Origin of the sequence: Shewanella sp. MF08487 (assembly GCF_050848685.1) — a bacterium.
Lineage (GTDB): Bacteria > Pseudomonadota > Gammaproteobacteria > Enterobacterales > Shewanellaceae > Shewanella > Shewanella glacialipiscicola.
Genome location: NZ_JBOZPB010000020.1, coordinates 19,539 through 33,242, shown reverse-complemented (window position 1 = coordinate 33,242; position 13,704 = coordinate 19,539). Strand labels below are relative to the sequence as shown.

Annotated in this window: 15 protein-coding genes and 1 other RNA gene; 7 read left to right on the top strand and 9 right to left on the bottom strand. The window is 45.4% G+C overall.

The features are described 5' to 3' along the window. Positions 1 to 132: 132 nt before the first annotated feature. Both rnpB and rsmI read right to left on the bottom strand, forming a co-directional pair. An RNA gene (gene rnpB / locus ACRN9H_RS13900) (RNase P RNA component class A) lies at positions 133 to 484 on the bottom strand. 65 nt (positions 485 to 549) lie between these two features. Next, on the bottom strand, positions 550 to 1,392 hold the full coding sequence (gene rsmI, locus ACRN9H_RS13895; protein ID WP_220773310.1) for a 16S rRNA (cytidine(1402)-2'-O)-methyltransferase: 843 nt from the start codon (positions 1,390 to 1,392) through the stop codon (positions 550 to 552). 87 nt (positions 1,393 to 1,479) lie between these two features. Here rsmI and ACRN9H_RS13890 point away from each other — a divergent pair, with 87 nt between their 5' ends. The 4 genes from ACRN9H_RS13890 (at position 1,480) to dolP (ending at position 4,976) form a co-directional block, all read left to right on the top strand. Continuing rightward, positions 1,480 to 3,387: a penicillin-binding protein activator gene (locus ACRN9H_RS13890; RefSeq protein ID WP_432314519.1), complete on the top strand. Its 1,908-nt coding sequence runs from the start codon at positions 1,480 to 1,482 to the stop codon at positions 3,385 to 3,387. Continuing rightward, a complete protein-coding gene (locus ACRN9H_RS13885) occupies positions 3,384 to 3,710 on the top strand; it encodes a YraN family protein (protein ID WP_432314517.1) in 327 nt (108 codons plus the stop codon). Before ACRN9H_RS13890 ends, ACRN9H_RS13885 begins: the two co-directional genes overlap by 4 nt. Before the next feature lie 109 nt (positions 3,711 to 3,819). After that, positions 3,820 to 4,413: a phosphoheptose isomerase gene (locus ACRN9H_RS13880; protein ID WP_220773307.1), complete on the top strand. Its 594-nt coding sequence runs from the start codon at positions 3,820 to 3,822 to the stop codon at positions 4,411 to 4,413. Beyond that, positions 4,410 to 4,976 carry a division/outer membrane stress-associated lipid-binding lipoprotein gene (gene dolP / locus ACRN9H_RS13875; protein WP_432314515.1) on the top strand — a complete coding sequence of 189 codons (567 nt, stop codon included), beginning with the start codon at positions 4,410 to 4,412 and terminating at the stop codon, positions 4,974 to 4,976. Before ACRN9H_RS13880 ends, dolP begins: the two co-directional genes overlap by 4 nt. 76 nt (positions 4,977 to 5,052) lie before the next feature. On the opposite strand, the gene ACRN9H_RS13870 is transcribed toward dolP, so the two are convergent. Then, on the bottom strand, positions 5,053 to 5,958 hold the full coding sequence (locus ACRN9H_RS13870; protein ID WP_432314513.1) for a DMT family transporter: 906 nt from the start codon (positions 5,956 to 5,958) through the stop codon (positions 5,053 to 5,055). A gap of 120 nt (positions 5,959 to 6,078) precedes the next feature. Between ACRN9H_RS13870 and ACRN9H_RS13865 the strand changes: the two genes are divergently transcribed. Continuing rightward, positions 6,079 to 6,951 carry a LysR substrate-binding domain-containing protein gene (locus ACRN9H_RS13865; RefSeq protein WP_432314511.1) on the top strand — a complete coding sequence of 291 codons (873 nt, stop codon included), beginning with the start codon at positions 6,079 to 6,081 and terminating at the stop codon, positions 6,949 to 6,951. 56 nt (positions 6,952 to 7,007) lie between these two features. On the opposite strand, the gene trpS is transcribed toward ACRN9H_RS13865, so the two are convergent. The 3 genes from trpS to rpe all read right to left on the bottom strand — a co-directional run bounded on the left by trpS (position 7,008) and on the right by rpe (position 9,436). Continuing rightward, positions 7,008 to 8,006: a tryptophan--tRNA ligase gene (gene trpS / locus ACRN9H_RS13860; protein ID WP_432314509.1), complete on the bottom strand. Its 999-nt coding sequence runs from the start codon at positions 8,004 to 8,006 to the stop codon at positions 7,008 to 7,010. Between the two features lie 72 nt (positions 8,007 to 8,078). Then, positions 8,079 to 8,759, bottom strand: a complete 681-nt coding sequence (locus ACRN9H_RS13855) for a phosphoglycolate phosphatase (protein ID WP_432314508.1) — start codon at positions 8,757 to 8,759, stop codon at positions 8,079 to 8,081. 2 nt (positions 8,760 to 8,761) lie between these two features. Then, a complete protein-coding gene (rpe, locus tag ACRN9H_RS13850) occupies positions 8,762 to 9,436 on the bottom strand; it encodes a ribulose-phosphate 3-epimerase (RefSeq protein ID WP_432314506.1) in 675 nt (224 codons plus the stop codon). Positions 9,437 to 9,706: 270 nt separating this feature from the next. Here rpe and ACRN9H_RS13845 point away from each other — a divergent pair, with 270 nt between their 5' ends. Continuing rightward, positions 9,707 to 10,072, top strand: coding sequence for a hypothetical protein (locus ACRN9H_RS13845; RefSeq protein ID WP_220773301.1), 366 nt, complete (start codon positions 9,707 to 9,709; stop codon positions 10,070 to 10,072). Continuing rightward, on the top strand, positions 10,072 to 10,257 hold the full coding sequence (locus tag ACRN9H_RS13840; RefSeq protein ID WP_220773300.1) for a DUF2970 domain-containing protein: 186 nt from the start codon (positions 10,072 to 10,074) through the stop codon (positions 10,255 to 10,257). Before ACRN9H_RS13845 ends, ACRN9H_RS13840 begins: the two co-directional genes overlap by 1 nt. Positions 10,258 to 10,274: 17 nt before the next feature. Here the strand turns inward: ACRN9H_RS13840 and ACRN9H_RS13835 are convergent, their stop codons facing one another. From ACRN9H_RS13835 to aroB, 3 genes are read right to left on the bottom strand one after another with little or no spacing between them, the layout of a single operon-like run. Continuing rightward, positions 10,275 to 11,114 (bottom strand): Dam family site-specific DNA-(adenine-N6)-methyltransferase, encoded by an 840-nt coding sequence (locus tag ACRN9H_RS13835; protein WP_220773299.1) that lies wholly within the window; start codon positions 11,112 to 11,114, stop codon positions 10,275 to 10,277. Positions 11,115 to 11,162: 48 nt separating this feature from the next. Continuing rightward, a complete protein-coding gene (locus tag ACRN9H_RS13830) occupies positions 11,163 to 12,602 on the bottom strand; it encodes an AAA family ATPase (protein WP_220773298.1) in 1,440 nt (479 codons plus the stop codon). Between the two features lie 18 nt (positions 12,603 to 12,620). After that, positions 12,621 to 13,697: a 3-dehydroquinate synthase gene (aroB, locus tag ACRN9H_RS13825; protein WP_220773311.1), complete on the bottom strand. Its 1,077-nt coding sequence runs from the start codon at positions 13,695 to 13,697 to the stop codon at positions 12,621 to 12,623. Between the last annotated feature and the right edge of the window lie 7 nt (positions 13,698 to 13,704).

The following is a 13,704-nucleotide window of genomic DNA, read 5'->3' as shown; positions in this document are numbered from 1 at the left end:
ATAAATACAAACTGTATGACTGTAACGATAGAGATGAACAACAGGCTTGAGTGAAACGGCTAAGATATGGATAAATATTTAAATAATAAAAAGCCCGTTTGTCTCTAGAGACAAACGGGCTTTTTATTGAATGAGGTGAGTTGGCCGATAAGCCGGGTCCTGTCTAGGACAGTCATTCATCTAGGCCTGCAATCGCTCACAGGCTCAAGCGACCTACCCGGTTCCAACGCGAGCCACGCCATACGGAACCCTATTTGGTCTTGCTCCGGGTGGAGTTTACCTTGCTACGAACTATTGCTAGCCGCACGGTGCGCTCTTACCGCACCCTTTCACCCTTACCGACCTGATAAATCAGGCAGGCGGTCTACTCTCTGTTGCACTTGTCGTCGGTTCGCACCGCCCAGGCGTTACCTGGCACCCCGCTCTTTGGAGCCCGGACTTTCCTCCCCGTTCTATTGAACGCGGCGACTGTCTGGCCAACTCGGCGCGGATTATAGCCTAAGCTACCCTGATGCACCATAGATAATCCGCTCGTGGTAGTTTTAGCGCTTATAAATCAGACTCTAGGCCGTATTTATACAAAGCATTCTTTTTAAGCCCATGAATTTGCGCTGCAATTGCAGCAGCTTTCTTCAGAGGCAATTCTTCGCACAAGAGTTTAAGCGTATTAATCGCCACCGTGGGGATGCCTTCGTCATCACTCACATGGTGACCATGGACCATCAGCACGATTTCGCCCTTTTGCTGGTTAGGATCTGTGCTCACTTTAGCGAGCACCTCAGAAACAGGGCCAGATAAAAAAGTTTCAAAGGTTTTAGTCACTTCACGCGCCATCACGACATGACGATCAGCGCCCAGCACTTCAACCATAGTCGTTAAGCTATGCTCGATGCGGTGTGGTGACTCATAAAAAATCAGCGTGCGCGGATCTTCTTTCAGTGCCAATAACTTATCGGCGCGAGCTTTTTCTTTTGATGGTAGAAATCCTTCAAAAGTAAAACGGTCTGATGGCAAACCAGAGGCACTTAAGGCGGTAATCGCCGCACAAGGGCCCGGCAAAGGGATCACATTAAAGCCTGATTGACGCACATGGGAGACTAAATGGTACCCAGGATCGGAAATCAATGGCGTACCCGCATCTGAAATTAGGGCAATCGATTGACCCGCAGCTAATTGGTCCACTATCCACTGGGCACGTGCGCGCTCGTTATGATCATGCAACGCCGTAGTTTTTGTGGTAATTCCGAAATGACTCAATAACTTACCACTGTGGCGGGTATCTTCACAGGCGATTAATGAAACCTGATTCAGCACCTCTATTGCCCGTGAGCTCATATCGCCCAAATTACCTATGGGAGTAGGAACTATGTAGAGTGCGACACTTTGGTCCATATATACCTCTGTAATGACATGCCAAGACTTTCGTCAAGCGCGAGAGAAGGTTAAACTAGAGGTCGCATCTTACCAGAGTGAAGCCCAGTGTTAAAAAGCCTGAATACAACTAAGTTCGTTTCCGTGGCCATTTTATCGTTAATCTTGGCGGGTTGTGGTGTTTCATCGCCCAATCCCACTGGAACGACCGCGACGGTTGCGACCTCATTAGCATCCGCCCCCTTGGCGGCAAATGTCTATTTAGCCCAAGCGGCTAATAGTAAAGATCCGCAGCAACGCGATACTAACTTGCTGCAGGCGGCTCATGCCTATATTAATGCCAATGACTACGCTGCGGCGCAAAAGCTACTTAAATCAATACAGCCAAGCTTAACGCAAAGCCCAACACTACTTGCCGAACATAAATACTTAACGGCGCGCGCGCTTGAACACACCTCTACTTATAGTGATGCCCTCAAAATTCTAAATTATCCAAGTGATTGGAACTTACCAAGCTGGCAAATGACGGCCTATCATCAGTTTAAAGCGCATTTATATCAATTGAACAAACAACCAATTGAGCAAGTACGCGAGTTGAGTTTACTGGCCACTTACTTACCCCCCGCCCAAGCCAACGAAGTAAATAACACCATTTGGCAAGTGCTGCAGCCGATGCACGAACAAACACTAAAGGCCTTTACCCAAGATGCTAAAAACCCAGTATTTACCGGTTGGCTACAACTGGCTTATATCGCTAAGCACTATGCCGTTGATCCCTCTCAATTAGTACGCTATTTGGGCGAATGGCAGAAGCAAAATCCTTATCATCCTGCCGCAGCCAAGCTACCCGCCGATTTGGATAGAACCTTAAATGCTAAGCCGTTTACACCGAAAAACATTGCAGTGCTGTTACCGCTCACAGGCACAAGAGCTAACGCCGCCAATGCAATACGTCAAGGTATACTCGCCAGCTATATGGCTAAACAAAACGATCAAGTCGCCGTTAACTTTTTTGATACCGCCGACGATGCAGCCAAAGCCTATCAGCAAGCCGTAGCTGCAGGAGCCGAGTTTATTATTGGCCCATTACTACCAACTGAAATTGAACAACTGCAAGTAATGAATGCAGCGAACACTGCCGCCACTAATGCAGCGGCCAATGCAGCTAATGCTACCAACCCAGAAAAAATAGCCAATACCGTTGCAGTCGCCCAATCGGTGCCACAACTATTTTTAAATCAAGTTGATCAGTTTACACCGGACCCAAATAAGTTTTACTTTGCACTATCCCCCGCACAAGAGGCGGCCGATGCAGCGGAGCATTTATATCAAGATGGCATCACTATGCCATTACTGCTCGCCAGCAATGATGCACTGGGCAAGCGTATGGCCGAGAGCTTTATTCAAGCGTGGAAAAAGAAAAGCGACAATGCTGTCGAAGTCTATTACTACGATGGCGGCGACCAAATGAAAACCACAGTGCAAGATGCCCTCGGTGTTCGAGATAGCCAAGCGCGTATTGCTCGTATCAAAGAGCTGGTAGGTAATTCTGTGCAAGCAGACTTCCGCTCGCGCCAAGATATCGATGCCATTTATATGATTTCAACCCCACAGGACCTTACCTTACTAAAGGCTTTTATTGACGTTAACTTTAGCGTGTTCACTCAACCTGTACCGCTATACACGTCAAGCCGCAGTCGAGTTGAGAATGAAAGTACCCAAACTGCGCAAGATTTAAATAACTTAACCTTAAGTGATGCGCCGTGGTTGATGCAAAACGGCGAAGAAAACCTAATGGTCAAGACCTTATTTCCTAGCTGGAATAACAGCCAGAAGCGTTTGTTTGTAATGGGTTATGATGCAATGGATTTGATCGGCCGCTTAGCACAAATGCGCTCTTTCACCGGTTACCAATACAATGGCCGTAGTGGCGCGTTATCGGTGAGCTCCGATGGCATAGTTAACCGTCAATTAAGCTGGGGACGTTACCAAGCAGGCAGCTTCCGCCAGTTATGACACTCGGACAGCAGGCAGAGTCGCGCGCGCAAGATTACCTTGAACAACAAGGTTTAACGTTTGTCGAACGCAATGTCCGCTATCCGTTTGGCGAAATTGATCTCATCATGCGCCATAAGAATCATTGGGTATTTGTCGAAGTGAAGTATCGCTCGGCAAATTTGTATGGCGGCGCATTACAAGCACTAAGCCGCGCGCAAATCACACGAATTCGTAAAGCGGCCAGCCATTATTTACAACTTCATAGGCTCGATGTGCCCTGTCGTTTCGATGTTATAGCGATAGAAACTGAGCAAATTCATTGGCTGATTGATGCTTTTTAAGCACCAAAAGCCAAAGAGTTATAATACAAATTATTTTTAACGTCTGTGCCTCAACTCCCGCGCGGAAATATGGCATGATAGCAACACTTTATCCTGAAAGGATTTACCCATGTTAGAACGCATTAAAGACAGCTTTACTGAATCTATCCAGACAAAAATCGATGCAGCCGAAGCACTGCCAGAATCTATCGCCAAAGCGGCAGAGATGATGGTGCACTGTCTTTTGGGTGGCCATAAAATCCTCGCATGTGGTAACGGTGGTAGTGCTGGAGATGCGCAACACTTCTCTGCTGAGCTACTCAACCGCTACGAGATTGAGCGTCCACCATTACCGGCTATCGCCCTGTCTACCGACACGTCGACCATTACTGCCATCGCCAACGACTATAGCTATGATGAGATTTTCTCAAAACAAATCTTAGCCTTAGGTCAACCGGGTGACATTCTGCTGGCAATTTCTACCAGCGGCAACTCAGGTAACATAATCAAAGCCATGGAAGCCGCATTAAGCCGCGACATGACTATTGTTGCGCTAACGGGTAAAGATGGTGGCGCGATGGCAGGTCTGCTGAGTGTGGGTGATGTAGAAATCCGCGTGCCTTCGAACGTCACTGCACGTATTCAAGAAGTGCACTTACTGGTTATCCACTGCCTATGTGACAATATTGACCGTACACTCTTCCCACAGGACGAGCAGCAATGAGACACGCTGCCCCACTGTTAATAGTTTGCTTGCTGCTACAAGGTTGCGCCGGTGCTGTTATGGTGGGCGCAGTGAGTGGCGCTATGATGGCCAACGACGAACGTACAGTTAAGACTCAGCTCGATGATACTAATACTGATTTTAGGATCACTAGTGCATTACTAGAACAAGAAGATCTTAAAAAACAAACCAATATCACTGGTGTGTCAGTCAATGGTAATGTGCTGCTGATAGGCCAAGCGCCTAACTCTACGTTAAGAGATAAAGCCGTTAGAGTCGTACAAGATCTAAAACTAGGCGGCAAAATCCACAATCAGATCCGTATTGGCAATCCAACATCATTTACCACGCGCAGCAATGACACTTGGGTGACGACCAAAGTGAAAGGCCGCATGCTAAATGAAAAGGGATTAGATGTTACGCGGATTAAAGTCATCACTGAAAACGGTGAAGTTTTCTTGCTGGGTGTTATTCATCGTTCGCAAGCAGACTTAGCCGTTGATATCGCCCGTAATACCGCTGGTGTACGTAAAGTGATTAAAGTATTTGAATACGCAGAGTGATTTAATAACTTGATACTTTTAAACTTAAGCCTAAGTGGTGAGCTTGCTCACGTACTTAGGCTCAATGCGCTAGTCATCATTTTAGCGTAACCGTATCTGCCACTTTAGGTACCGAGGTTAATACTTTAGGCGTCGATTTTAGAAATAGTGATCCTAGCCAAGGTAGAAACAACGAAGGTAATACGATTAAGGCGGCACCGAGCCAACTTAAAGTATCCAACCATTCATCGAACAACAACCAGCCTAAAAAGACAATAAACAACAAGCCTGTGTATTCCGCAATCGCGATATCACTCGCCTGTGCCTTGCGATAAGCCAGCACACAAAACCAGTGATAAACCAATAAAAATGCGTTGCTCAGCAAGGCCACGCCCACCAGCTCCCAACTTAAACCCGCAACGCCTTGAAATGCCACAATCAGTAATGTTGCCGGAATACCCAGCAAGTTATACAGCATTAGTGTTAATACGGGATGCTCGGTATGAGGAACCTTTTTTAGGGCTAACTGATTCACCGCAAAAGTAAAAGCAGAAAATAGTACCGCGACGCCATACCAGTTCATTTCGCTCGGACGCAGGATAATCAAAATACCCACAAAACCTAAGCCAGTACAGATAGTTTGGGCGGCAGTGATCCGCTCTCTCAGGAAAAAATATCCCATCAAGATGATCATCAAAGGTGCAGAGTAAAACAATGAGCTAACCGTCGCGAGTGGCAATGCCATCAAGCCAATAATTAAAAAAAGCGCACCAACTGAGCCTATGTTGGCACGCCAAAGGTGAACTGAAATATGTGTCGTCATCGGCCGCTGTGAATATAGCCACACAGGTAACAACATAAACACTGAAGAAATTTGCCTAACAAGGAGGAAAGTTGAGGCACTAGTATCACTCGGTAACCACTTGATCGATACGTCATAGAAGGCACTGAATAGGTTACCTACTATCAATAAAATCAAACCAATAACAACTGGGCGTTGCATTTTTTAACATCCATAAATCTCAATGGTGGCATGATAATCCTCGCAAAACTTAAGCTAAAATGATGCTTTCTAATGCTAGATGAATTAAACTCATACTAAAGCCTTTAGATATTGAAAATCATGAGAAAGCTCCCGCCATTACGCGCTCTACAAGTGTTTGAAGCTGCCGCCAGACAGCAACATTTTTCTAAGGCCGCCGATGAACTGTGCATTACCCAAAGTGCAGTGTCTCACCAAGTGCGAGTATTAGAAGAGTATTTTGGCGAGCAACTGTTCGACCGTCAGGGGCGTAAACTGCAGTTAACGCCTAAGGGGCACGGACTATTTCTAGAGTTAGAGCGGATATTCAACGAGTTAAGCGACCTCAACTTGAAAGTACGCGATACGCCAAATCAACAACTCTGCTTGGCCGTTTACAGCTCATTTTCAGTAAAATGGTTAATCCCAAGACTCGCCGATTTTCGCCGCCAATATCCGAGCGTGAAAATCCGCCTCGAGATGATCACCCAAGATCCTGATCTAAGCACCAGCACCGCGGATATCTTCATCGCTGGTAAGCTAAATCAACGTGGTTATTGGCAACAGTTACTGCACAAAGAGCGTTTAATTCCTGTATGCAGCCCCAGTTTTTACCTTAAATGGCGCGACATAAGCCTGAGTAATTTCCAGCAACAAGCTCTGCTCGTTGTCGATGAAGGGCCGTTAGGGCTCGACTGGCACAAATGGTCATCGGCGCACCAGATCCCACTTGATAATGAACAACAACATGTGTTTAGCCATATTGTGATGGCAATTGAAGCGGCGATTGCAGGTCAAGGCTTAGCCCTAGCGCCAGATTTTATGGTGACTGGCGATATCGCCACCGGACGTTTAGTCGCCTTAAATCTCCCCGATGTACATACCGGATTTGAATTTACTTTCTTTTGTAAACAGCGCCGTTTATCGGAACCTGCAATTGCGGCCTTTTCCTCTTGGCTTAAATCACAGGCTTAAGGGAATTTTGAGTATAAAAAAGCCGACGCAGACGTCGGCTAAATAATTGATATAAACTAAATCAATAAACCAATTTTTTCATAAACCTTTTTCAGTGTCACTTCAGCGCGTGCTTGAGCATTTTCGGCACCCGCCCTCATCACTTGGTCTAAGTAAGCTCCGTCGCTACGAATAGCGCGGTAACGCTCTTGCAATGGCTCTAACATGCTAACAACTGCTTCGCCCGCAGCGCCTTTTAAATGGCCATACATCTTGCCTTCAAATTCGGCTTCTAAACTTGCAATACTCTGGCCAGTGACACCTGACATTAAACTGAGCAGGTTAGATACTCCTGGCTTATTGTCCATATCAAAACGTACTACTGGCGGTTCTTCGCTATCTGTCATGGCTTTTTTCAGCTTCTTCAGCACAGATTTAGGATCTTCCAGCAAGCCGATAACGTTGTTACGGTTCTCGTCTGACTTCGACATCTTTTTCAGCGGCTCCTGGAGTGACATCACTTTAGCGCCATGCTCTGGAATAAATGGCTCAGGGATAGTGAAAGTATCACCATAGGCATTATTGAAACGGGTGGCGATATCGCGGGTTAACTCAAGATGTTGCTTTTGATCTTGGCCTACGGGGATTTCGTTGGCTTGATAAAGCAAAATATCTGCCGCCATCAGTACCGGATAGTCAAACAACCCCACATTAATGTTGCTTGCGTGCTTTTGTGATTTATCTTTAAATTGAGTCATACGGCTCAACTCACCCATTTGGGTGTAACAGTTTAATGCCCAAGCTAATTGAGTGTGTTGCGGCACCTGTGACTGAATAAATACTGTGCTTTTTTTAGGGTCAACTCCACAGGCCAAATAGAGGGTTAAGGTATCTAAACACGCCTCGCGCAGTACTTTAGGATCTTGGCGCACGGTAATGGCATGTAAGTCGACCACACAATACAGACAGTCGTGACTATCTTGCATCGCAACCCATTGACGCAATGCACCCATGTAGTTACCTATGGTTAATTCGCCGGACGGCTGCGCACCGCTAAATACTATGGGTTTGGTCATTACGTCGTTGCTCCACTATTTTATAAATGATAAAGAAAAAGGCTTTAAAAAAGACTAAAAACGGGTCAACACTTATTGCTTGGTAGGATTTACCCAGTTCAAAATGTCGCTAAACTGCTCACATACGGCGTCTGGGCCACTGAGCCCAATATCTTCACCGTAGTTGTAGCCATAGGTCAAGCCGATTGATGCTATCCCCGCCGCTTTCGCCGCTAAAATATCATTTTTAGAGTCGCCTACCATCAATAACTGACTTTTCTCTAATTGCCATTCACGTAATACATGCTGTAGCGGCAAAGGATCTGGTTTCATTTTAGCGAGCGTATCGCCACCTAACACTAAACTGAAAAAGTCGTTAATACCAAAGGCATTAAGTAACGGCAAGGTAAAACGGTAGGGCTTGTTCGTCACCACCGCCAGCTTATAACCAGCATCGAACAAAGTTTGTAGTACTGAGTGTACATCAGCATAAAGCGCACTGTGCTTTTCAAGATTCTCTTGGTAATGATGCATAAAAGTTGGCATCGCAGCGTCGAGAGCGGTTTGCTTAACATCCAATCCCAACGCATGGGTCATGGCACGGCGCATTAACATTTCGGCGCCGTTACCCACCCATGTCCGTACCTGAGTTTCTGTGCAACTACTTAACCCCAACTCAGCCAAAGCGGCTTGAGTTGCCACAGCTAGATCGGGCACGCTGTCAATCAACGTGCCATCAAGATCAAACGCAATCGCTTTAATTTGATCCCACATATTTACGCCCCAACTTTAGCAAGTTCGGCACGCATCTCATCAACAACGGCCTTATAATCTGGCTTACCGAAAATAGCCGAGCCCGCAACAAACATGTCCGCACCCGCCGCAGCGATTTCGGCGATATTGTCGACCTTAACGCCGCCATCGACTTCTAAACGAATATCAAAACCACTGGCATCGATACGCGCCCGCACTTGGCGTAATTTATCTAAAGTTGATGGGATAAAGAATTGACCGCCAAAACCAGGATTGACTGACATCAACAAAATAACATCAAGCTTATCCATTACATGATCGAGGTAATGTAGCGGGGTCGCAGGATTAAATACCAGACCCGCCTTACAGCCACACTCTTTAATTAACTGTAAAGTACGATCAACATGTTCTGAGGCTTCTGGATGAAAAGTAATAATAGAGGCACCGGCTTTAGCAAAATCGGGCACGATACGGTCAACCGGTTTCACCATTAAATGCACATCGATATCAGCAGTAATACCGTAATTACGTAACGCTTGGCACACCATAGGGCCAATCGTTAAGTTAGGAACATAGTGGTTATCCATCACATCAAAATGCACTACGTCGGTTCCCGCATCTAACACGGCTTTTACATCTTCACCCAAACGGGCAAAATCGGCGGATAAAATTGATGGAGCAATCAAGAATGGACGCATAAGACACTCGCAGCTATTTGGATAAAAAGTTCCTTATTTTACCCTGAGCTAAGCTAAGCCTCTATAGCTAAAGCCACATTTCGAGTAATTGATGCGTTATATCAATACAGCAGCACATTCTGCCACTATGACAGCAGTTAGGGATCTCAATGAGGATATATAGGCTAATGCTTCATAGCATTTGGGAGAGTATTGCTAAATTTTTGTTCATAAACTAAGCGAGTTTGTTATACTCGTGGCGCGGTGGAAGTTAATTTCAAAGGAAATGTTATGAAGGGGCAGTTTAGTCAGTTTTTACGCTATGTTAAGTCAGTGACATTTAAGTCATCGATGATGGTAGCCTTTACTGTAGCCGTCGTCGCTACGTTAGCCTTTGGTGTTGAAAAAATTACTGAAAATACTGAAACTGCATCTTGCGCTTGCAATTTTGGTACGCGCTATAATACAACTTTACCCAGTAGCCACCCCAATAATCGTTGTTCAGATCAGGCACAAACCTTAAGCTGGAAAACGTGGTTTACGGGTAAAAACCGTTCGAGTCAATTCCACTTTGTTGATTTACTTGAGTTATTATATGGTCATCAAGATAAACCTATGGATGATCTCAAGCCCACCACCTCGCATCTTTCCTATTAATGCTTAGCCGTATTTGGCGAGTATTTCACAGTACCCTTGCCGCCTTTTTCGGGGTGCAAACTCACAATAATCGCCAGAAAGATTTTCAAGCTGGGTCACCAATACCTTACATTATTATGGGTATTATATTGGCAGTTATTTTAGTCGCAAGCCTAATGTTCCTCGTAGGACAAGTACTTAGCTAACGGTTAATCGACAGTAGTTATTCTTCTTTAGCATCGTAATTTTCATCATACAACGCCATCAACTCATCTACTTTATGACGACCACTGCCATTTTGACTGATATTGCGCTGCACCTGAATTTTAGCTAAATGAGCACCGCGATATAACTCACGGGTCAATGGAATATCATGGTTGCTGATCAATACCGGAATACCACGCTCTAGGGCGGTATGACGAGAATGACGCGCCAGCAATGCTTGATCATCTAAGCTAAAACCCGCGCCGACATAAGTCGTAAAACTGGATGTGGTCGATAATGGCGCATAAGGTGGATCGCAATAAACGACATCACCGCTACGGGTCTGTTCAAAGGCTTTTTCGTAACCAATGCATTTAAACTCAGCACGTTGCGCTTTTTCAGCAAAAGCCCAAATTTCCTTTTCAGGAAAATAAGGTTTTTTATAGGAACCGAAGGGTACGTTGAAGCCGCCTTTACGGTTATAGCGACATAAACCATTAAAGCCATGACGATTTAAATAGAGGAAATACACGGAGCGCAAAAATGGATCACGACATTGATTAAAGTCGGTACGCACTTGATAGTAAGCTTCCTTTTGATTCATCGCATCCACAAACAAAGCCTTAGCTGCGGCAATGTAAACGTCTGGTTGATGCTTCACAATTTGGTATAGCTCGATCAAGTCCTGATTAATGTCACAGAGTAGGTAGCTAGGGTAATCCGTATTTAAGAAAACCGACCCAGCGCCCACAAATGGCTCAACCAAACGGTCTCCAGCGGGTAAATAATTGGCCAACTCATCCACCAATTTAAATTTACCGCCCGCCCACTTAAGGAAGGCTCTGTGTTTTTTTCTCATTTAACTTGATGAATGCCGACAAAAATAAAGGCCATGATTGTACTCTGTTTATTCTGAAATTTCACGACTTGGAAGGCTTTCTTGTAATCGATAATCTTTCAAATCGGCCCATTTTCGGACCCAAGGCTGATCAAGACGATACTTTTTAACCAGCTGAGCAGCCACATTCGACGCTAACTTACTGCTGCTATAATTACCCACAAGGACAACCCAACGTTGTTTATATTTTGCAATTCGAACGCCATCAACATTTTCAATACCCTGTAATGTGGCGCGCAAAGTTTCAAGCTGATCAACACTGGCAATCTGTATGGTGTAACCTTTAAGTGGCTTTTGCGTATCAAAAATAGCTTTAGCTATCGGTCTGTCAGCCTTTGCAGCACTTGTAGTTGAAGACTGCACATCAACCATTCTTGCTTGCGATGAGGCATCAATAACCAGCTTATCTTCAGTAAAAGACTTGCTACTCACTTCACCTATGTTCGCTAAGGCAGCGGCATCAGGCTCTGGATGTGGCGCTTCACCGTGGAACTGGCTTAGAGGGTCTACAGCTTGTTCTATTTTGACTTCGGCGCTATTGATAACCTTCTCAATATCAACCGTCTTTAGTCGCTCAGCACGCAGGGTAAAATAGGGCGCTAACAATTGCTGCCCGTAAGATAAGAAAGCGGGTGAATCTATTGCGGGGAAAGTCACCGCTTCTAGCGCTGGCCCCTTAGGGAAGGGCTGAACCACACCAAGCCATATCGCAAGAGCCAATAACACACTCACTGCGGCAATAACTGTAGTCTTATATTTCTTCCAGGAAGACACCTTCTCCGGTGGAGTATGCAACGCTTTCTCTAAAAGAGTGACCACTTCTTGCGGCGTCCCAGCTTGCTTTTCAAGCTGACTGCGTACGATTTCCCTTGGAGTAAAAGGATTTTGGTCGCTGCACCTGAGCAAAGTTTGATACAAAGCCTCACGCTCAGGCATGGTTAACGGCTCAATACTGATTGGTAATATTTGGCGCCGTAATTGCTCGGGTAGTTGTGCTAGCAAGTCGGTTAAAAAACTCGGTGGAACCGTAAGCGTCACCGCAATATTCTTACCCGCACACTGAATTTGATTAAGAATAATACACTCAGCCCACAGGGCCTTAGGCAATAAATGCGCATCATCGATAATGATATGTAAGGGTTTGGTTTGCGTGCTCGCAAGCCGCAACAGGGTATCGGCAAGGGGAATGTCATCGTCAAAAATGGGGGATGATATCAGCTGGACCAGAATTTTACGGCGGATCTCAGCGCTATCCGCATGCATAGGACAAATCACAAATGCCGCGTTTGACTCGTCAAAATCAGTCGCTAATCCTGTAACTAAAGTGGTTTTACCTGAACCGCTGACACCAGAAAGCACCAGCAGCTGATCGCTATAACTGGCAACATGATGCATTCTTTGTATGAGGGCTTCCTGAGAAGGAAGCAAGACAGAACCCTGAAACGTCACTCGCCCACCACACAGTTTTTATGCGCTGCGAATAACCTGTTCAAGGGTAGATTCTGTGACATGACTAAAAACATCCGCGCGGCCTATTGCCGTAGGGAGCACCAGTCGAATCTGACCGCCTAAAACTTTTTTATCGCGTCGCATATGTTGAATGAAACTGTCGAAATCCATAGATTCCGGCGCACTCACTGGAAGATCAAAAGCTTGTAGTAACTTTATGATACGACAAACAATTGACTCATCGATATATCCCAGTGCCTTAGCTGTTTGAGCAGCAAGGACTGTGCCAGCAGACACGGCTTCACCATGCAACCAATTACCGTAGCCCATTTCTGCTTCAATCGCATGACCAAAGGTATGGCCCAGATTCAATAAAGCACGTACTCCCTGCTCTGTTTCATCTTGGCTAACCACATCGGCTTTAATTTCACAGCAACGAGAAATAGCATAAATTAATACTTCGGTATCTAACGCTTTTAGTGCCGATACATTATCTTCAAGCCATTGAAAAAAATCAGCATCCCACATGATCCCATACTTAATGACTTCTGCCATTCCCGCCGCGAATTCACGCGCTGGTAACGTATGTAAGCATTGAATATCGATAAGCACGATTTGTGGCTGATAAAAAGCCCCAATCATGTTTTTACCAAGAGGATGATTAACCGCCGTTTTACCGCCGACGGAAGAATCCACCTGCGACAATAAGGTTGTTGGTATTTGAATAAAATCGATCCCACGCTGATAACATGCCGCAGCAAAGCCAGTCATATCACCAATCACGCCGCCCCCCAAAGCCACCAGCACAGAATCTCGACCATAGTTTTGCTGCAGCAATGCAGTAAAAATAGTATCTAAATGTGCTAAGTCTTTGAATTGTTCGCCATCGGGAAGGATTACACTCTCTACCTCACCAAACGAAACCATCGTCTCTTGTATCTGTTTTAGATACAAAGGCGCGACAGTTTCATTGGTGACGATAAGAATACGTTTTTTAAGCAGGTAGCGAGACAAGGTCTCGCCATCACTCATCAAATTCTGGCCAATATAAATGGGATAACTACGTACACCTAAATCAACCTGAATTTGCTTCATCATCCTG

Bases quoted from the DNA above. Each gene is read 5' to 3' on its own strand.
- rsmI (WP_220773310.1), bottom strand. From the start codon at position 1,392: ATGGACCAAAGTGTCGCACTCTACATAGTTCCTACTCCCATAGGTAAT.
- ACRN9H_RS13885 (WP_432314517.1), top strand. From the start codon at position 3,384: ATGACACTCGGACAGCAGGCAGAGTCGCGCGCGCAAGATTACCTTGAA.
- ACRN9H_RS13880 (WP_220773307.1), top strand. From the start codon at position 3,820: ATGTTAGAACGCATTAAAGACAGCTTTACTGAATCTATCCAGACAAAA.
- dolP (WP_432314515.1), top strand. From the start codon at position 4,410: ATGAGACACGCTGCCCCACTGTTAATAGTTTGCTTGCTGCTACAAGGT.
- ACRN9H_RS13870 (WP_432314513.1), bottom strand. From the start codon at position 5,958: ATGCAACGCCCAGTTGTTATTGGTTTGATTTTATTGATAGTAGGTAAC.
- ACRN9H_RS13865 (WP_432314511.1), top strand. From the start codon at position 6,079: ATGAGAAAGCTCCCGCCATTACGCGCTCTACAAGTGTTTGAAGCTGCC.
- trpS (WP_432314509.1), bottom strand. From the start codon at position 8,006: ATGACCAAACCCATAGTATTTAGCGGTGCGCAGCCGTCCGGCGAATTA.
- ACRN9H_RS13855 (WP_432314508.1), bottom strand. From the start codon at position 8,759: ATGTGGGATCAAATTAAAGCGATTGCGTTTGATCTTGATGGCACGTTG.
- rpe (WP_432314506.1), bottom strand. From the start codon at position 9,436: ATGCGTCCATTCTTGATTGCTCCATCAATTTTATCCGCCGATTTTGCC.
- ACRN9H_RS13845 (WP_220773301.1), top strand. From the start codon at position 9,707: ATGAAGGGGCAGTTTAGTCAGTTTTTACGCTATGTTAAGTCAGTGACA.
- ACRN9H_RS13840 (WP_220773300.1), top strand. From the start codon at position 10,072: ATGCTTAGCCGTATTTGGCGAGTATTTCACAGTACCCTTGCCGCCTTT.
- ACRN9H_RS13835 (WP_220773299.1), bottom strand. From the start codon at position 11,114: ATGAGAAAAAAACACAGAGCCTTCCTTAAGTGGGCGGGCGGTAAATTT.
- aroB (WP_220773311.1), bottom strand. From the start codon at position 13,697: ATGAAGCAAATTCAGGTTGATTTAGGTGTACGTAGTTATCCCATTTAT.